Origin of the sequence: Pseudomonas sp. B14-6 (assembly GCF_013260315.1) — a bacterium.
Lineage (GTDB): Bacteria > Pseudomonadota > Gammaproteobacteria > Pseudomonadales > Pseudomonadaceae > Aquipseudomonas > Aquipseudomonas mandelii.
Map to the genome: position 1 here is coordinate 1,363,913 of NZ_CP053929.1, position 19,861 is coordinate 1,383,773.

The 19,861-nt window shown below is 58.3% G+C and carries 13 protein-coding genes and 1 pseudogene; 10 read left to right on the top strand and 4 right to left on the bottom strand.

All coding sequences use genetic code 11. The features are described 5' to 3' along the window. The first annotated feature begins 157 nt into the window (after positions 1-157). Together HP062_RS06175 and HP062_RS06180 are read left to right on the top strand one after the other, a co-directional pair. Complete coding sequence (locus tag HP062_RS06175) at positions 158-4,996, top strand: dermonecrotic toxin domain-containing protein (protein ID WP_172791078.1); 4,839 nt, start codon at positions 158-160, stop codon at positions 4,994-4,996. A gap of 96 nt (positions 4,997-5,092) precedes the next feature. Continuing rightward, a complete protein-coding gene (locus HP062_RS06180; RefSeq protein ID WP_010460659.1) occupies positions 5,093-6,094 on the top strand; it encodes a FecR family protein in 1,002 nt (333 codons plus the stop codon). Between the two features lie 54 nt (positions 6,095-6,148). Here HP062_RS06180 and HP062_RS06185 read toward each other — a convergent pair whose 3' ends face one another. Further along, positions 6,149-8,494, bottom strand: a complete 2,346-nt coding sequence (locus tag HP062_RS06185) for an acylase (protein WP_172791079.1) — start codon at positions 8,492-8,494, stop codon at positions 6,149-6,151. A gap of 244 nt (positions 8,495-8,738) precedes the next feature. On the opposite strand from HP062_RS06185, the gene HP062_RS06190 reads away from it, so the two are divergent. Next, on the top strand, positions 8,739-9,110 hold the full coding sequence (locus HP062_RS06190) for a hypothetical protein (RefSeq protein ID WP_010460662.1): 372 nt from the start codon (positions 8,739-8,741) through the stop codon (positions 9,108-9,110). A 19-nt stretch (positions 9,111-9,129) separates the two neighbouring features. Here HP062_RS06190 and HP062_RS06195 read toward each other — a convergent pair whose 3' ends face one another. Further along, on the bottom strand, positions 9,130-9,318 hold the full coding sequence (locus tag HP062_RS06195) for a hypothetical protein (RefSeq protein WP_010460665.1): 189 nt from the start codon (positions 9,316-9,318) through the stop codon (positions 9,130-9,132). Positions 9,319-9,475: 157 nt separating this feature from the next. Between HP062_RS06195 and HP062_RS06200 the strand changes: the two genes are divergently transcribed. The 6 genes and pseudogenes from HP062_RS06200 to HP062_RS06225 all read left to right on the top strand — a co-directional run bounded on the left by HP062_RS06200 (position 9,476) and on the right by HP062_RS06225 (position 16,954). Beyond that, positions 9,476-9,613 (top strand): hypothetical protein, encoded by a 138-nt coding sequence (locus HP062_RS06200; protein ID WP_010460667.1) that lies wholly within the window; start codon positions 9,476-9,478, stop codon positions 9,611-9,613. Between the two features lie 266 nt (positions 9,614-9,879). Continuing rightward, a complete protein-coding gene (locus HP062_RS06205; RefSeq protein ID WP_172791080.1) occupies positions 9,880-11,121 on the top strand; it encodes an MFS transporter in 1,242 nt (413 codons plus the stop codon). Positions 11,122-11,142: 21 nt separating this feature from the next. Continuing rightward, a pseudogene (locus HP062_RS06210) lies at positions 11,143-12,272 on the top strand (acyl-protein synthase). A gap of 1 nt (position 12,273) precedes the next feature. After that, a complete protein-coding gene (locus HP062_RS06215; protein ID WP_172791081.1) occupies positions 12,274-14,676 on the top strand; it encodes an aldehyde dehydrogenase family protein in 2,403 nt (800 codons plus the stop codon). A gap of 53 nt (positions 14,677-14,729) precedes the next feature. Next, positions 14,730-16,019 carry a phenylacetate--CoA ligase family protein gene (locus tag HP062_RS06220; protein ID WP_172791082.1) on the top strand — a complete coding sequence of 430 codons (1,290 nt, stop codon included), beginning with the start codon at positions 14,730-14,732 and terminating at the stop codon, positions 16,017-16,019. After that, a complete protein-coding gene (locus tag HP062_RS06225; RefSeq protein WP_172791083.1) occupies positions 16,019-16,954 on the top strand; it encodes a GNAT family N-acetyltransferase in 936 nt (311 codons plus the stop codon). The genes HP062_RS06220 and HP062_RS06225 overlap by 1 nt, the downstream gene beginning before the upstream one ends. Here the strand turns inward: HP062_RS06225 and HP062_RS06230 are convergent. Next, positions 16,943-17,869 (bottom strand): LysR family transcriptional regulator, encoded by a 927-nt coding sequence (locus HP062_RS06230; protein WP_172791084.1) that lies wholly within the window; start codon positions 17,867-17,869, stop codon positions 16,943-16,945. The two genes, HP062_RS06225 and HP062_RS06230, sit on opposite strands and share 12 nt — an antisense overlap. A 118-nt stretch (positions 17,870-17,987) precedes the next feature. Here HP062_RS06230 and HP062_RS06235 point away from each other — a divergent pair, with 118 nt between their 5' ends. After that, positions 17,988-18,983: an aldo/keto reductase gene (locus HP062_RS06235; protein WP_077747752.1), complete on the top strand. Its 996-nt coding sequence runs from the start codon at positions 17,988-17,990 to the stop codon at positions 18,981-18,983. Between the two features lie 45 nt (positions 18,984-19,028). On the opposite strand, the gene HP062_RS06240 is transcribed toward HP062_RS06235, so the two are convergent. Further along, the gene (locus HP062_RS06240; protein WP_010460681.1) at positions 19,029-19,562 is read right to left on the bottom strand and encodes a hypothetical protein; all 534 of its coding nucleotides are present in this window, start codon (positions 19,560-19,562) and stop codon (positions 19,029-19,031) included. Positions 19,563-19,861: the final 299 nt, after the last annotated feature.

The following is a 19,861-nucleotide window of genomic DNA, read 5'->3' on the forward strand; positions in this document are numbered from 1 at the left end:
CGTCGATTAAGCGCTGTTGTACCGGCGTCCTGTCAAGTCTCGAGCACCTGATCGGCTCAAGCAATATGTACCGCACCGAAGCACTCCGCTGACCGTAATGTTTTTCCTCAACCAATAGCCTGCGATGGCCACTGATCGCAGCCAATGAGGAACATCCATGACCACCCCCGCTGAGCCCTATTTTTTCGACGAGGCTGAACGCGCATCCAATGCCAGACAACCCGGTGAGCGCGAAAACACGCTGAACTTCACCCTCGACGACCTGAAATGGCTGAAGCACGTGTATTTGGCCACCCACGCTGCTCGCGTCGCGCAAAAAGAGCCCATGCAGGCCTGCCAACTGTTGTTGAAAGTAACCGGCAAAACAGACATTCCATTGGCCGGAGCCTTTGCCCTGAGCCGGTCCGAAAATGGAGAGGTCATCCTTTACACACCTTGGAAAGGCTTGATCAAGTTTGCCGATTTGGCCGACCTCAAAAGCAAACTCAAGGAGTGGCTGACGCAGGCCGAAGGCAAACGCGAGCTGTTGCGCTTTCTCTCCATCGAACAACGCAGCGCTTTACCCGCCGCCACCGTTCCCGACATTGCCACGAAAGACATCGAAGGCGCGGTGTTCCAGGACCAGCAACTGACCCTCGATCACAATCAGGAACAGAACATCAAGGCGATGAAGGCTGAGCTGCTGAAGACGCCAACCCTGCAATCGATGCTCGATGACACCCTCAAGCACGCGTTGCACAAGGCATTTCCCGCGCTGGACCAGCGTCTGACCCGGCTCAAGAGTTTCGTGAAGACCGTTTCAGCCTTCGACGGCAACGAAGACCTGCACACAATTTCCTCGATCCCTTTGAGCGATGCACTTCTGCACTTCTATCTGACCAACCAGTGGCCCACCGGCGATTCAAGAGTCTTCGCCAATCCCGAGCACAGCGTCAGCAGCGACGCGGATAACCAGACGTGGGAAAGCGCGGTGAAAGAAATCGCGCAGAGCTTCACGCCGCACTTGCACAGCCTGCTCGCCTTGTTCTGGAACACATCCATGAGCACAGGCCTTTCACGCTTGGCGTTTTTCACCGAGGGCCTGCGTGACACCTTTCACCTGAAACTTCTGCACCAGCGCCAGAACGGTGGTTTGACCACGCAGGAATACCTGCGACTGATGAACGTCAGCCTCCCGCCTGACGCGCACGACCCTCTTCGCATCGAGAAAATACGAGTGACCGCACCCTTCAGGCATTTTGCGGAGCTGGCCTCGACCTTGATGATCGGGTGCACCAACACCCTGGGTTTTCTGTACTCCCCTTCCCGAGGCATCGAAGCGACGAACAATCTGCCGGCAGTCAAAAACATCGTGCTGGAGATGATGAAAACCGAAGGGCATGAAGACACCTTGCTCAACTTCATGTCGCTGGACGAACGCGCCACCTTTCTTGCTTTGGAGCCGGTTGAGCGTGTGGTTGAGGGCAAACCGATCGTTGGTCCGGTGTTCAATCACTTGATGGCCGACATCCTCGGCAAGCAACGGGACAACCTGTCTCATGCGCTGAGCCGCTTGCGCGAAAGTGAAGGTACGCTCGAGCCCCATGCCTTGCTCGACAGCGCACTGGATGTCCGGGGATTGATCGATGACCGTCTGCTGGCCTCCGACCCTTCAGGACGCTGGAGTACACGCGTGGACCGACGCTTTGGCGCGCAACCGGCCACCGTCCGCGCCGAGTCGGCCAGGGAGGAGTTGTCGCGGCTCGATTCCGTCGAACAGGCGCTCGATCAACTTCTGGATAAACACCCGGCCATCTCCACGGCAACCCGCTCGATCACTGACGCTGAGCGCGTCCTGAGTGACTCCGTGGCCAGCTTGCAATCGACGTTTTCTCATACGTTGTCAACGGCATTGCGCAGTGAACTGAAGCTGCGTGCCGTCACCCGCACCTTGAGTACAACGGAGCAGGCAATCATCAAAACCGTGCTCGACAGCCCGATACACCTGCAGCGAGCGGCATTGAACGGCTTTCTGCCGGACGTGTTTTCCCTGGCGCTCAAGGCCGGCGATGCAGCGGATCCGTTGAAGCTGGCCAGCTGTTTTGTCCTGACTGAACGAGGCGGCCAGGATCCGGTGCATTCGGGCAAGGCGATTGTGTGGACGCCTGCGTTGGGGTTTGAAGCGTTCAAAGGGCTGACGCCGTTGCTGACCGAACTCGGTCGACGCCTCGCCGACGTCAACCATCGCTCAATGCTGCTGGAGAACCTTGGTCGCAGCGAGCGTTTGCCTGGCCGGACTTACACGTTGGCGCCTCTGCAGCGGGTCTATGGGCATTTTCTTGATTATCTGCAAAAACCTTATGTGCACCTCGATGAGCCGTGCCTGACCGATGCGCTGGCAACAAAGCTCTCCGCGACGCCACTGACCCATCTCCTGGATCTTGTCTCGCTGCGTAAACCGATGACAGGGCTTGACCGTCCGATGGACATTGCACAATCCCTGACCACCCGGCAAAAACTGCCGGCATGGCTGGCCCAGGCATCCGTCAAAGAGCTGATTGTGCATGCCGAGCTGCTTCAGCAATACGTCGATAATGTGAAAGACGACCAGGATTACCTGACCGGCCTGCGGTCACTGCAACGCACGGCGCACCATGGCCTTGAAAAACAACTCAAGGCGGACGGCTTCAACATCGACCCTGACACGGTCCGGGTGCAAATCAACGCCCGCCCGACATCCACGGCCCACACCCAAACCCTGACCGACTTTGCCTTGACTCATCTCAAGTCGCTGGACCCACTCCATTTCAAACTGGTATCGCTTGATAGCACCGTGATTCCCGAGGGGATGAACGAGCGCTACATCAAAGAGCTGATCCGCAACCTGAAAGCGGGCGACCATCAACAGAAAATAGTGAACGACGCCCTGGCCGACACCCCGGCAAACGCAGAGCGCCGCAAGCGCTTCTACACACAATTGCCCTGGCAATTAATGCATTACGCCCACGCGGAAAAACTTCAGGAGCGCCTGAGCGAGACCGGGTTTGATCTGATCCGGCAAGTCATGGACATGCCCGACGCCCTCGCCCGCGCGGCGGTCGACGGTGCCCACGCAATCATCCGTCCGCTTGAGTTCCTGGGTATCAGGCAGGCCCAATCGATCAAAGTGCCCGGTGTCTATCTGATCGGCTCGACGGCGGATCGCACTGGAGCGCAGGTGCTGATTGCGCCTCACAGCCCTGGGCACGGGATGAAAGAATATGAAAACGAAGCCCAGCTGCTGACAGAACTGAAGACCCGCGGACCGCTGCTCGACTGGCTACTCCTGAATCTGCAGAACCCTGACCGGACGCTGCTGGAAACCCGGATGGCGACCCCCCATCACCGCGTTGCCAGAGCCACGTCGTCGAACATCACCACGCTGGCTTCCCAACCGATCAAGGGGAACCTGTTCAAACACCTGCTCAATGACAACGTCGCCTTGTTGGGCCGATTGCTCGGTTGCCAGTCCGATGAGCGAAAACAAGGCGAATGGGCAACCATCAAGCATGTGCTGGGCGAAGACCTGCACGAGGCCTATACATTTTTCATGGGCAAGCTCGCCTACCCGGAGACGGTGTGGCGCAGTTACCGCGACATCAAGCAATCTGCCGAAGACCTGCAAACCCATCGGTGGGGAGCCGCCGTAAAAGCGTTCATCAGCGGCGTGGCCGAACTTTCCACGCTGCGCCAGACACTGGGGGATTCAACGCTGCTGTCGTCGGCACCGGCCCTACCGGCACCGGAAAAACCCGATACCCGGCTCAAATGGCAGGATATCGATGTCACGGGACCCGAACGCACGAAACTCGCGCGCCACGAAAGCATCAACGTCGATCTGGGTTCGCTGACTTCAGACGCCACGCTTGGGCTCTACACCCACCCAACGACAAAACAGCACTACGGGCCGGTTGAAGGAAAGGTGTATCCGGTCATCAAGCGCGGCAGCCGCTGGCGCATCGGCGACACACGCAAGCTGGGCCCTCATCTGCGCCAGAACGAATCGAAGCAATGGTTGCTTGATGGACGAGAGTCGGCGCCTCGCTTCAGTCTGTTCGGACGCCTGGAGACTGCGAGATCGGTGTTTGATGGCATGAACGTCGATGCCTCGGGCATGTCCCGTATCCGACGATTGTTTCCACAGAAGGCCCGTCAGATTGACGAAGCGCTGGACCTGGCAACGACCTACGCCTGGAACAGCTACCGAAACCTGCAACAGCTCAAATCCTCCGACGACACCGTCACGCCCGTGCATCAGCTCATCATGGATTTCCTCGGTGTGCAGCATGTGCTGCCCGCGCATGTCGAGCAGCTTGAAAAAGTCATTGGCGACGTTTTCGCAGCGCTGCTGGAGCCGTCACTGAGAAAACCGAAGTCCAGTCGTTTTGCCGTCGGCAGGCTGACCGAAGACGCCCAAAACACGTTTGCCTTCATTGTCGCCAAAGACAAAAACCGCAGAATCCACCTTGCAGAAAGATTCTTCGACCTTAGATTCGATCACTACCGTCAACACCTGACCGACGCGGCCTTCCCGATCGACACCCATGCACGGGCGGTGACGTTGATACATGAGTTGTCGCACATGGCCTGTCAAACCGAGGACATTTCCTATCTCGATCCCGGCAGGCCGTTCACCGACCTGATTGGAACAGCCACCCCGCTGGCCACAGAGCTCAAACGTGCGTTGACCCACGTGCAGAAAACGGCGCTTTCGATCCAGACCCCTTATACCCGGCTGTTCATGACCCAGGATCCTGATACCGGTGAGTGGGAAGATCTGGGCAGTAACTCCGACAAGGAATCCGATCGGGTGAAGGACCATATCCTGGCATTGACTGGCGCAGAAAACCTCAGCGGAGCCCGCGAAACGTTCAAGAAAAACCCGCTGGTCAGGCTGACCGTACAGTTGGGCAACGCCGACAGTGTGGCCTGGCTGGTCAGTCATCTGGGCCGTGAACTGCACGTCAGTACGCCCTGATGTCAAAAATAATTCTCATTTGATGGTTAATTGCCATGACGGCTGTTCTCGCAGACTTCCCCTCAAGGTTAGAATGCACGAAATCAGGATGAGTCAATGACCGACAATTCTCTCTCGCAAGCCGAATATGACGCCATCACCGATGCCGCTGCGCACTGGTGCATGCGTCTGCACGCCGTCGACTGCACCGCCGAAGAGCGGATCGCCTTCGAACATTGGCGTGATGTTCATCCGCTGCATGCGTTCGAGTACGAAGCCATGCTCGAGATCTGGGAAGTCGCGGGGGATTTGCCGCGTCCCGAAGCCGTTACATCGGTAGCTCGCTTCAAACAGGCCGCTCCTTGGCGCACGGTCGGCATTGCCGCCGCCGTGTGCGCCTTGGCGTTGCCGCTGGCGGCGTACAGCGGCTGGAACATGGGCTGGCTACCGAATTCGTATCAGCATTTCGAAGCGAGTGACACGGTCCGTCAGGTCACCCTGAGCGATGGCAGCCAAGTGGAGCTGAACCTCGGCAGCGAACTGATCTTCAGCAACTACAAGGATCAGCGCCGGGTCACGCTGGAAAAAGGCGAGGCCTTCTTCAGCGTCAGCCACGATCTGGCTCACCCTTTTGTTGTCAGGGCAGCGGACGGCAGGATTCGCGTCACAGGGACCAAGTTCAACGTCTGGATGTACGAGGATCAGGTACGCGTGAACCTGATTGAAGGCTCGGTGCTGGTGAGCAGCAACGATGACCTTCCAGGGGATGGCTTGCGCCTGGGGCCGGCGATGCAGGCGCGTTATAAACACGGCGACTTCACACCGCAGATCAATCAGACCTACCCCAACGACAATTCCCTGGCGTGGCGCAGTGGCAAACTGGTGATTGATGATCTGGCGCTGAACGATGCCCTGCCGTTGATCAACCGTTACCTGAGCAAACCGGTCATGGTCGCTGACCACAGCACCGGCACGATTCGCCTGGGTGGCATCTACAACATCAAGGAATTGAACAACCTGGTGGCGTCCCTGCCCAAGGTGCTGCCGGTCTACCTGACCCGTAACAAGGAAGGTAATCCGGTACTCAATTCGATCCCGCAACAAACCCCTAAAAGCTGAAAAGGCCGCAACCCTCAAGGGGGTGCGGCCTTTTTTACTGCTTGAATCGCCCTCTTACTGAGCGGCGACCTTCCCGGCTTTTTCATCCTGCTCGCGGATCGTCTGCGCCTGATACTGCGGATCTGAGGTTATCTGTTGCTCGGTAAACGGCAGCGTGCTCAACTGCTTCTTCGAAAAGGCAACGGTCTGATCCCGTGAGTACTTCGACGTCGGGTCGCTGGACAACGAGAAAGCCAGCAGGCCTTGGGCGTGCGGCCCCTTGTCATCAAAGGTCACCACTTGCAAATAGCTGGTGCCGCTGATGACTTCAAGTTTGCCGTCGGTTCTCGGAACACTCTGGATGGCGTTGTACACGCCAAGCGTGCCGGGTCCGCCGTGGATCGGTGTCTGTTGCCCACCGCTGCTGACCACCTGAATATCACCCCAACGGCTGTCATCCTTGAGTCCCAGTTTTTCCACTTGTTCCACCGACGCCAGCATCGCCTCGCGAATCGCCTGGGTGACCTGCGAATTATCGAGCGCCAGGCCACGGGGCGTGTGCTGCGGATCTTTCGGGTCGAACGCCACTCGCCAGATGTCCGGGACTTGCTGTAACGGTTCCATGACATTCTGGAAGTGTACAAAGCCGAGTCCGCTGTCCAGATTCGCACTGCGGTCCCATGTCTTCAGGCTCGCGCACATCGGAGCGAGCGTTGCTGCATCGGCACCCAGATCGTTGGCGCAAAATTGCAGCAGGTCCGGCATCACTTGCCCGGCCTGGTACACCTGATCGTCCATCACCATCCGTTGCAGATCCGCCGCCGAGACCGGACCGGCCTTGCTCAGCGTGCTCAACCGGTCCAGAGCGAACCGCGAGCGCAGCCCCAGCGGCTGGCCTTCCTGACTGATCAGGGGCGAGAAGCCGGTGAGCGGTTGCGCCGGGTTGGCCATCCACGCCGAATCGTTGGAGTGTTGGACGTAGTCCCTGCGTTGCAGTTGCGGCAACTTGTCCGCCGCATAAATGCCTTTTTGCGCGGCGTTCGGGTCGATGTCCCAGGCACAGGCGCTGTTTGAACCATCGAGCACGATCAACTGCAACCCGACGCGCGGGTCGCTGCACTTGGCGAGTTTGTCAGCACTGACGTTCGGCACCACCGACAGGTTCATGTACAGCGTCTGCCCCTGATCATCCACCGCCAGGGTATTGACCCACGGGATACCCTGAATCTTGTGGACCGAGGCCTGTAGATCCTTGAGGCTGGAGGCCTGGTTCATGGCGTACCACTGCTGCAACACCCGGTCGTTTTCCAGGTTGGCATCGCGCAGGCTGTAGGCGTACTGATTGTCCCAGTCGAGTTTTCCGGGCCACTGCACGATCGGACCGAACTGCGAGCTGTAGACCACATGGGACACTGCTTTGGTCTGGCCGTCGGGCTGTTTCACGTTCACCGTCACGGTCTGCTTGTTCATCGGCAGCGACTGGCCGTCGAGCAGATAACGGGTCGAATCCTTGGGATCAAGTTGCAGGCGATACAGGGTGAAGTGCTTGGACGTGTCCACCGTATGGGTCCACGCCAGGTGTTGGTTAAAACCGATATTGATCATCGGCAACCCCGGCAACGCCGCGCCCATCACGTCCAGCTTGCCGGGAATGGTCAGGTGCATCTGGTAGAAGCGCATCCCGCCAATCCACGGGAAATGCGGGTTGGCCAGCAACATCCCACGGCCGTTGAACGAACGTTCGCTGCCGACCGCCACCGCGTTGCTGCCGCGATCCAGCGCGAACCGCTGCATGCGCGTGGCCGCCAGCTGAAACGACGACCCTTCGCCCGCGGCCTGAGCAACGGCCTTGGGTGGCGTCGCCCCCGCCAACGCTTCGGCGAATTGCCCTACGCCACCTTCGACCAACAGGCGGCGGGTCAACTTGACCAGGTCCTGCGAGGTGATGTCGCGCACCCATTCGCCCTGGCACTGCTGCGGCAAACCCTGTGCACGACGCTCGGTCAGCGAGCGGTTGTATCCGGCCACATAACCGTCGACCAGATCACGCACTGCCTGAGTTTGCGCCTTCCAGAACCCGGCGACGGCTTCTGGGGTATTGAGCCAGGTGAAGAACAGGTCGCTGACCTGGTTCTCGCGCTCCTCGACCGTCAGCTGATCCGGGCCGAAATAGCGTGAGCGCTCGCCATTGACGGTGACAATCTCATTGGCCAGCAAGCACAGGTTGTCCTGCGCATAGGCGTAACCGATGCCATAACCGAGTCCACGCTCGTTATCGGCACGAATATGCGGCACACCAAAACTGGTGCGGCGAATGTCGGCGCTGGCCTGCTCCGGGGCATTGCGTGCATTTGCCGCAAGACTCAGCCCTATCAACATGCCCGCAAGGCTCAACCTGGTAAATTGCCTGGAAATAATCACGCTCGCTCCTGATCGAAAAGACAAACACCCTGCGTCAAACACGCATCGCGCCTTCCCCTAGGAACGAAACCCACGGCAAAAATTTAGGCCCTGAAAGGCGCTTTAACCAGCCTTCTCACAGGACGCTGACGTGATGGTGACGAATTTTCTACATTCGATCCTTCATTATTTGCCGTGCTCATACGTCTTATTGAATGAGAGCACCCATCACATTTCCTGGCCGGCTCGGAAAAGGAGTTTTTGCATGTACAACTCGCAACTGCCAACGGACGGTAGTCACGCGCCCAAGCGTTCAGCCATGGACTCCGGGGTCTTCAGTCAACGAGGCGAGCGTAATGGTAACGAGCGGATCAGATTGCTGCTCAAAAGCTTCGGCCTGCGAACCAGCCTGATTCGCCTCAAGGTCATCGACGCCTTGCTGACCGCCGCCGAAAGCGAGCGCAGCCTGGGCGTGCGAGGCGTGCACGGCCATTTGCTGGACCTGGATATTCCCCTATCCTTTCTGAGTGTGCGAGAAGTGTTGAAACGCTTGTGCAGCGAAGGCGTGATCACCCTCAATGCCGACAAAAGCTACAGCCTGCATCCGCACGCTGTAGCCATGCTCCATCGCGACTGATCAGGTCAAGGTGCGTCGCTCAAGGCTTGACCTTGCGACGCATCACACCATTGACCACCACCACGATCACCGCGACGCCGATGGCGATGTACTGAAACAGCTTCTCGCTGATGACGCCTGCGTTTTGCAGATACGAAAGGCCGAACATGATCCCCAACACCACCAGGGAGATCAGAATCGAGTATTTCAAACGTTGCGACTGAGTCATTGCGAATTCCTGAACCTGAAAAATGTGTCCGGTTTGTATCCGAAAGCATGCCAAGCCCCTACCTTTGTGCAGGAATGGGACGCTGCAAACGGGGTCTCATGTTACAGCCGATGAAGAGATTTGGCTTTATTACGGCGATAACCATGAGGATTTTCAAATGTTCCGTCGAATCACACGGCTGATTCCCCTGCTCGCGCTGCTGATGCTGAGCGGCTGCATCGTTTTCCCCCACGGTGGCCGGCACGGCGACCACCATTACGATCGCGGTGGACCGGGTTATTACCAGCATCGATAACGTATGACGCGTAAGTAATTGAACATCCGCTTGTAAGAAAAGCGGATATCCCGTGATTGCTGAACCAATGCCCGCCCCGTTGCGGGCATTTTTCGTACATACACTTTCCCTTCTTTTTTACTGCCCTCCCCCCATCGAAACCTGGCGAAAACTATTGAAGCTTTCAGTCTTAATAGTCCGTTTGAGGTATTCATACCCGCTTGATTAATCTTGGCGCATCGCAATAAGACCCACTATTTAACTTCACGAAGAAGAACAGGGATGCCATGCACAAACCGCTCATAAATATTAGCCCCTATCAGGTGTTCGGCTTTTGCCTTGCCATTACTTTTTTTGAACTTCTGACGTATATGGCCAGCGACATGATCATGCCCGCCATGTTGACCGTCACTCATGATCTGAATGCCAGCGGGAGACATGTCCCCTACGCCTTCAATCTTTATCTGGCGGGCGGCATTCTTCTGCAATGGCTTATTGGTCCGCTGTCGGATCAGTTCGGTCGCCGACCGATGTTGCTCATCGGTTGCGGTTTATTCGCCCTGTCCTGTGCCGCCGCGTTCAGCGTGCACAGCATTTATGCATTCAACGGCTTGCGGGTGATTCAGGGCATGGGGCTGGGATTTGTCATCGCGGTCAGCTATCCAGCCTTGCAAGAAGTGTTCTGCGAAGCCGACGCAGTAAAAATCATGGCGTTGCTGGGCAACGTTGCATTGCTCTCTCCGCTGCTGGGGCCTTTGCTCGGCAGCCTGCTGCTGGAGTGGTTGTCCTGGCGGCAGCTGTTTTTACTGCTGGGTATCGGCGGCCTGTTGGTCTGGCTCGGGCTTTACCTGTTCATGCCGGAAACCGTGGGTACCTCGCGTCATGACGGTCAGCGACTGGCGGCGGTGCCGTTCGAATGGCGCGGCACCGTGCGCCGTTATGCCGCGTTGCTCGGCAACCCGCGATTCCTCAGCGCCTCGGTCGCGCTGGGGGTCATGAGCCTGCCCTTGATTGCGTGGATCGGGCTGGCCCCGCTCCTGCTGATTCACAATCAGGGACTTTCACCCTTGCAGTACGGCCTGTGGCAGATCCCGGTGTTTGCGGCCGTCATTCTCGGCAACCTGATACTCAATCGATTGATCGCCGACACTGAATTGCCGCAACTGATTCGATACGCGTTGTGGCCGTTTTGCGTCGGACTCCTCGCCTTGCTCGCCAGCAGTTTCTACGGGGCGTCTACGCCTTTGCTCATCAGCGCCCTGGCCGTTTACGCCATCGGCCTTGGCATGAGCAACGCCGCCCTGTACCGGCTCGCGCTGTTTTCAAGCGACGACAGCAAAGGCCTGGTCTCGGCCATGATCGGCATGATCTCGATCGCCGTCATGGGCGGCGGCGGCTCGCTGATTGCGGCGGCCGGTGCCGGTGACAACCACGAATCCTTCGCCCTGATGGCGGCTATTGCAGGGCTCATGTGCCTGCTGCCCTTACGCCTTTTTCTGCGGCGTTCTCACCTCCCGCTTGCTGCCTGACTCCACCCGAAAGGTCCTTCGATGATCCATTTACCCCACACCGATGCGCTTTGCGCGTTAACGCAACCCTATTGCCTGGATTCCGTGCCTGAAGGCCTGTTCGACCGGGCCATGGGGGAAATCAGCCTGTTTCATTGTCACCACACGCCTGGCTATGAGCGCTGGCTCAACAGCAACGGGCTGGTCGCTCAAGACCTGGCGACACTGGATGACTGGTCAAGACTACCGCCGATTTTCGCTCACTATTTCAAACGTCACCTGTTGTTCGGCCCTACGGGCGAAGGCGCGCTGGAGCTGACATCGTCCGGTACCAGCGGCCAGAAAAGTCGCCTGCGCTATGACCAGCGCAGCATGGCGGCCGCCCAAGGCATGGTGAGCCACATTTTTCGCCATTACGGCTGGGACACTCCGGACAGTCCCTGCAACTACTTGCTGCTGAGCTATGAACCCAAGGCTGCGATCACCTTGGGCACTGCGTACACCGACCAGTTTCTGTGCAGCTATGCGCCGGTCAACCGCATCGCTTATGGATTGCGCCTGACGGGCAACGGTCACGCGTTCGATGTTTTTGGGGTGATCCGCGCCTTGCAGGAATTCGCCGAAGAAGGATTGCCGGTGCGCATTCTCGGCTTCCCGGCGTTCCTCTCCCACGCGTTGCAGCACATGGAAGACACCGGCGTCGCGGATCTGAAGCTAGCGGCCGAGTCCCTGGTGTTTCTCGGGGTGGTTGGAAAACCCAGGCCGCACAGGAAATTCCTTTGTCGCAGTTGTATCAACGCATCCACCGCCAATTGGGCATCGACCTGTCCCGCTGCCGGGACGGTTACGGCGCTGTCGAGCATGCCGTGCCCTACATCCAGTGTGCTCGGCAGCATTTCCATGTGCCGGTTTATTCGAAGGTCTTCGTGCGCAACCCAACCAGTTTCACTGTTCAACCCTACGGTCAGCGCGGCTTGTTGGAGTTCGTGTCGCCGTACATTTCGTCCAGCCCCGCGCACGCCGTTGTCATGGGCGACCTGGCGACGCTGCACCCCGCTGCCAGCTGCGGATGCGGCTTGCAGACCGACTGGTTTGAACTGCATGGACGCGCCGGCACGACCGCCAGCCGCAGCTGCGCAATGGCCGCTTCTGAACTGATTGAAGGAGCCTGACATGTACTTGATCAATGGTGAACTGCGGGACGATATCACCCTCGAGACAGCCCTCGAGCAACTGCATCCACAATTGCCACAGCGGTTGAATGCACCGATCGACAGCGACACCGTCATCGACGCAGCGGCCCGATTTGCCCTGCAATTGCAAGCTGGCCGACTGGATGTGCCCCTCGACAACGATCAACAATTGGGGCTTGTCGACTTCTGCCAACGCAGCCACCTCACCACCAAGCTTGAACGTGAGTTGGGGGTGCAACCGCGTTCGTTACGGCGTATTGATTACCGGCAATCCTGTTTTGAAAGCTGGCATCCGCTGGGGCTGGTGGTGCACATCACGCCGGGCAATGCGCCGATGCTGGCGTTCTGCGCGGTCCTGGAAAGCCTGTTGGCCGGCAACATCAACTGGCTGCGCCCCAGCTCCAGCGATGAAGGATTGACCGCCCGGTTACTCGCCGCGCTGGTGCATTGCGACACCAGTGGCCAGTTGGCTGATTTCATCGCGGTGCTGCCGGTCAGCACGGCTCAGATAGCGCAACTCTGCACCCGCGCCGATGGCGTCGCCGCCTGGGGTGGTGAAAACGCGCTAAAAGCGATTCGTCAGCAGATCCCGGCCGGGTGTCGCTGGATCGATTGGGGCCACAGGATCAGCTTCGCTTATCTGTCGCCCGAGGCGGCGAGCGATTCGACGCTGGACGCGCTGGTGGATGAAGTGTGCAGTCTGGATCAGCAAGCATGCTCCAGCCCGCAATGGCTGCTGGTAGACAGCAACGATCCGGCGGTTTTGCTGGACCTGGGTGAACGTCTGGCCAAAGCCTTTACACGTCGTTCCTCACATTGGCCGGCGCTGGTTCCTACTGACCAGGAGGCTTCGGAAATCACCACCCGTACCGCGATGGCGAGGCTGGAACACTGCTTTGCGCAGCAGACTGGTCAGGTCTGGACCGGCCCGGGATGGAGGGTCATCTGGGATCACCATCAGACGCTCGCGCCCTCGCCGCTGTTTCGTACACTGCTGCTCAAACCGGTGCCGCAACACTTGATCGCCGAGACGCTATTGCCTTGGCGCACCGTCCTGCAAAGCTGCGTGTTGATGTGTTCTGCGGTGCAGACGCCCGGGTTGGTGCGCTCGCTGGTCAATGCCGGCGTCACGCGTATTGCCCCGTGCGGGCTGATTCATGACGGCTACCCTGGGGAACCCCATGACGGCGTCTACGCGCTGTCGCGCTTCAGTCGCCGCCTCTCGGTGAGTCTGTCGCCTGAGGCCGTGCCTGGCCGGGCAACACTCGACGCGCTGCCAACCGCTGCGGATACACGCCATGAGCCGATCATGGACAAAAACACATTCATGACCCAGCCGATCAACGCCATGGCCCAGCTGTTTTTCCGCTCTGGGGGCAGCAGCGGCACGCCAGCCCTGGCCGGGTTCAGCTATCAGGACTTTCAACGGCAGATGCGCGCGGCGGCAGACGGCCTGTTCGCCGCCGGTCTCGACCCGTTAACGGATCGGGTGATGAACCTGTTTTACGGCGGCAGCCTGTATGGGGGATTCTCCAGCTTCACCAAGGTTCTGGAATTGATGGGCGTTACACATTTCCCCATGGGGGCGCCGCACGATGATGACTTCAGCGAAATGGCCCGAATGATCGTGGATCATCGCATCACCGTGCTGATCGGCATGCCGAGTACGTTACATCGCTTGTTTTTCAACGAACAATGCCAGCTTCGCGCGTACTCGGGCATCAGCAAAGTGTTCCTCGGCGGCGAGCACCCCGGCCAGGCCAGCCTGCGCCTGATGGAAAGCTGCGGAGTCTCGACGATTCGCTCCGCGATTTATGGCTCGGTCGATGCCGGTCCGCTGGGGCATGCCTGCGCGGCAACGGCAGACGGCGTCTTTCATTTGATGTGCGATACCCAGCATCTGGAAATCGTGCATCTCGAACACGATTCTCCGGTGCAAGCCGATGAGATCGGCCGGCTGCTGTTCACCTCTCGGGCCCGGCAAGGTCAGGCCGTGCGCCGGTATGACGTGGGGGACACCGGTCGCTGGATATCCGGAGCCTGCCCTTGCGGGCTCGACTCACCGCGATTCGAATTGCTGCAGCGCCACGGCAAGCTGATACGGATGGGCACGGAATTCATTTCACCGTCGGCGCTGCAGGACAGCCTCGGCCTGCCCGTTCAACTTGTGCTGGACCACGCCTGCGATGGCGGCGAGCGGTTGAAGGTTTTAGTGAACCTGGAGGCCGAAAAGGCGTATGAAAAGTTATTGACCCACACCGCACTGACCAATGCCGTGAATGCCGCGCTGATCACGGTAGAAGTTCACGAGTGTGCTGAATCCGAATTCACCAAAAACAAACACAGCGGAAAAACACCGTTGGTTATCGACAACAGACATTAAACATCTCGTTTGTCTTTTAATCTCACAACGCCTGATAAAAAAAAGAGAACCCAGTGAAAACAACTTATTCGCTTGAACAACTCTTGCCTTATATAAGGCAACACTCAAACTTCTATCGCAAACACCTGCAACACTTACCGGCAGAAGGTATTACATTAAAAGACCTGCCACTGACCAATGTGGCCGACTATTGGGCTGACAGTAACGACCTGAATCATTGGCCTGTGCTGACCGGCAACATCGAAGACGCGCTGGTGTTTAAAACCGGCGGATCCACCAGTCAGGGCAAACTGACGGTTTACTCGACCCGCGAGTGGCAAGCCTTGGTCAGTACGTTTGGAAACAGTGTTTCCTCTCAACTGAAGGACGGTGACAGGGTCGCCAACCTGTTCTTTTCCGGCGATCTCTACGCCAGTTTTCTGTTCATCCACGACTCGCTGGCGCACGTCAAAAGGTCCATCTGTGAGTTTCCGTTCACCGGCGAAGTCAGCATGGATGTCCTGGCGGATGCGCTGGATCAGCACCGGATCAACGTGCTGGTGGGTGTGCCGGCGCAGTTGTTGAAATTCGCCGCATACCTGAATCAGCATCAGCGGGTGCTGTGTGGGGTTGATACGTTGCTGTACGGCGGCGAAAGCCTGTTCGGCCCGCAATTGGCCATCCTCACCCAGGTATTTCCCAATGTGCGCATCGCCTCAATCGGCTACGCCAGTGTCGATGCGGGCCTGATCGGCGCGACAAGCCGCGACTGCGCCTTGGGCGAGCATCGGGTATTTGAACCCCAGACCCTGCTGGAAATCGTCGACGAACTGACCGGTGAAGTCATTGAACAATGCGACCACACCGGATTATTGCTGGTGACCAACCTGACCCGCCAACTCATGCCGCTGCTGCGATATCCGGTAGGCGACCGTGCCTGCTGGCGTGAGCCCGCCAACACCCCGATGCGCAAATTCGCCCTCAAGGGGCGTAGCGCCCATAGTCAGCGGGTTCGTGTGGGGTCGGCGTCGTTGTTGATCGACGAAATGCGACAGATCGTCCAGCGCGTTGCTGGCACCGACCAATGGCAATTGCGCATCGAACATGACGGCTACAAGGACATCGTCAGTGTGACATGGGTGCCTGACGCAAACGCCGTGGCCACCGCCACACGATGCCTGGCATTGTATGAAGCGCTTATGGCCCATTACCCCGCGCTCGAGCATCTGAATCACGAAGGGCTGCTGGAGTTGCGAGTGCTGTCCTGCAACGTTACCGACCTGAAGCTTCACCCTCGTTCCGGCAAACAGATGCGGGTCCTGGATTTGCGCCCCTATGACGCGCCATCGCTGGAGACTGAGTGATGTCTCATCTGATTTTTCGACGCTACCGCCCTTCCGATGCCCGTGCCGTGAGCCAGTTGTTTCGCGAGGTTTATGGCGATCATTACGTTCAACCGGATGTTTACCTGCCGCACATGATCAGCCAGCACACCGCCGAGGGTCGCTGGAAATCGATGCTGGCGGTGGATGATGTACGCGTTCTGGGGCATGCCGCGTTATGCCACGAATCGTCCCCGCAGAGCGCGGAACTGGCTCTCAGCGTGGTGCATCCCGCGGCGCAGGGGCAAAGTATCGCGACACGCCTGGGCCGGGAGTTACTGTTGCAGGCCGGGGCACTGGGCTTTAAGAGCGTCCTGATCAAGCAAGTGACCCACCATCCGTACACGCAACGCATGGCCGCAAACATCGGTTTCCACAGCACGGGAGTGCTGCCCGACTACGTTCCTTCGCCCTTCGCCGAACCGCACCCGGAAACCATTGTGATGGGCTGCCACGTGGTCGAAGGGCAGGCGCGTCCTCTTCCCGACATTCTCTGGCCCGAACGCTACCGGGGGTTTATGCAGCACCTGAGTTCGCTGTTCGGAACCCATCCAGAAATGCCCCCACAACCTTCGATACCCTTGCAGATCAAGCAGCACCATCACCGCTTCGACATGGTCATTCACCGTCTGACCAAACGTCTGCTCGACCAGATCCGGCAATTGCCCGGTCACTGGATGATCTCGACCCGACTTGCGTTGTCGCGCCACTTCGCCGAAGACTTGCGCAGTTTGACGACGCTTGGCTTCTCGTTTACCGGGTTGATGCCCGCTCCCGGCAGTCATGGATGGTTTGCCCTGTTTCATCGAGGGGCGCGGCCTCGGTCCCTCAATCTGCATTGCCCCTACATGCAACAGTTGCACGACGATTTGCAGCAAAACACCGAAGCACTGGGCAGCGCTCGCTCAGCCGCTTGAGTCTTTTCGGTAAAACTCATTGCCCGGTTGCGCGCAAAGCTCCACCAGCCAGTCGACAAACACCCTCACCCGCCGGGACAACTGGCGGTGTGGAGGATAGAGCGCCGTCAACGGCATGCCGGGGGGCGGCGTCGCGTTCAATACTTCGCACAAACGCCCTTCCTTCAATTGGCGGGCGACATGGTAGTACGGCGTCTGGATCAGTCCGTAACCCGCCTCACAAGCAGCCAGGTACCCGTCGGAACTGTTGACCGACACGTGCTTGGGCAGGTCAATCAACCGGAGTTGATCATCGACCATGAATTCCAGCCCGAACCGCTTGCCGGTGGTGCTGGAGAAATACTCCACCATCTGATGGCCCTCAAGGTCAGCCAGACTTTGCGGGGTTCCATGGCGCGCCAGGTACTCGGCGCTGGCGCAGGTGATCTGGTCGAGCATGACCAGCGGCCGCGCCACCAGTGACTCATCCAGCGCCGCCCCGCCGCGCAGCACACAATCAACGCCTTCACGAATCAGGTCGACAGGTCGGTCATTCAAACCGATTTCCAGTTCGATCAACGGATAGCGGCGGGTGAACTGCGGCAATGCCGGAATCACGATCAGGCGCCCGATCCCGGACGGCATGTCCACTCGCAGCAAGCCTTTGGGGTTGTGGCGGGCGGCGGAAAACACCACTTCGGTTTCCTCCAGATCGGCCAGCAACCGCACGCAACGGGGGTAATAGGCTGCGCCGTCGAGGGTCAGGCTGATCTGCCGCGTGGTCCGTTGCAGCAGTTGCACGCCAAGGTGAGCCTCAAGTTGCTTGATCAGGATGGTCACCGACGCGCGGGGCAATTGCAGGCTGTCCGCGGCTTTGGCAAAGCCGCCCAGCTCGACGATTCGGGTGAACACGCGCATGGCGTTAAAACGGTCCATTTGTCAGGCGATCCGGTCGATTATTTAGAAATTGCGAACAGTGATAGCAGTTGTAGCCGGTTTATCTTGTTTCTGTCGAGGTCAACACTGGAGGCTTACACCACAGGGAGTTCATTTCATGCAAACACGTCAATTGGGCAAAAACGGCCCACAGGTTTCTGCCATCGGTTTGGGCTGCATGGGCATGACCGATTTCTATACGACCGGTGTCGATACCCGTGAAGCCACCGCCACCCTGCATCGGGCGCTGGAGTTGGGGATCAACCTGCTCGACACCGCAGACATGTACGGCCCGCACACCAACGAAGAGTTGATCGGCAAGGCCATCGTCGGCAAACGCGAGCAGGTGTTCCTGGCCAGCAAGTTCGGCATTGTCCGCGATCCGTCCAATCCCGGCGCCCGGGGCGTCAACGGCCGACCGGACTACATTCGCACGTCTATCGACGGCACGCTCAAACGACTGGGCGTTGAAACCCTGGATTTGTACTACCAGCACCGGATCGATCCCCAGGTGGCCATTGAGGAAACCGTCGGCGCCATGGCCGAGTTGGTCAAAGTCGGCAAGGTGCGTTATCTGGGCTTGAGTGAGGCGTCAGTGGCCACGCTGGAACGGGCACACAAGGTTCATCCGATCAGCGCCCTGCAAAGTGAGTATTCGCTGTGGAGCCGTGACCAGGAAGAGAACGGTTGCCTGGCTGCGTGCCAGCGTCTGGGCATTGCGTTCGTCCCTTACAGCCCATTGGGTCGTGGCTTTCTGACGGGGGCACTGAAAAGCCCGGATGACTTTGCCGCCGACGATTACCGGCGCTTCAGCCCGCGATTTGAAGGGGAAAATTTCGCGAAAAACCTGTTGCTGGTGCAGCAGGTACAAGCCTTGGCAGCCGACAAAGGGGTGACGGCGGGCCAATTGGCGCTAGCCTGGGTGCTGGCGCAAGGTGACTACCTGATCCCGATTCCCGGGACCAAACAGCGTAAATACCTTGAAGAAAACGTTGGCGCACTGGAGGTGAAACTCAGCGACCACGACTTGCACGCCCTGGAAGCGATTTTCCCGGCCAATGCCACCGCAGGCTTGCGCTATCCAGAGGAAGTCATGAAATTACTTGATCGGTAACCAACGCCAGGCCCATTCGGTCTGAGTGGGCCGGCACTGCGAGCATCAAGCCTTGGATCTGACGCCACCGTCGGTAGCAGGCACCGTTGTACCGTTGCCCTTGCCGTAAGCCTGCAGGTTCTGCAGCACATAAATCGCCGTCTTGTATTCCGGAATCAGGCCGGCGGCGTATCTGTCGCCCTTGATGCTGTTGTTCTGGATGGTGTCCAGTTGCGTAGCGAAATACTCCAGCGCATTGAATTTTGCATCCGGGTCTTTCTGAATACCAAACCGGTCGAATTTGTCACCGGCGTTCATCAACGTCATCGACGTGATATCGGAGATCAATCCCTTGCCTCGCAAAAAGGCGCTGAGATTGCCCAGCTGTTTGGCGGAGACATTTTCCGGGTCAAAGCCTTTCACGTTCCGATGGATTTTCTGCTCATCCATTTTCGCCGTGTTCAGCGCGTTTGGATTGGTCCCCACCAGTGCCAGCATCTGCTTGACCCTGGCGCTGTGGGTGACAGGTTTGCCCCCGCCCGTATCCTGAACCAGCAACCCTGCCTTGGGAGTCCAGGCCCCTGTGTAGCCGATAGTCATGAATGAACTCCCGACTGCGTGACCATAAAAAATTCCTTGTTAAGTCCAGTTTTAGAGCCGCCGAGTATCGGCCTGGCAACTAGCCATACCAACAACTTTTTTCCAGTTTTTACAATTTTTGTACATGTTAGATACAAAGCACCAAGCGCCTTGTTTCATTGGTCTACACATTCTTTTCAAAAGAGGTCTAGCCAACTAATCAGCCTCTTGTACGTCTTGGTTAGTTTATTTGTATCAACATCGACACTGTCCGGCCCCTGACCGCTCGTCACCCTGCCCCTTTCTAGCACGCTCGTACC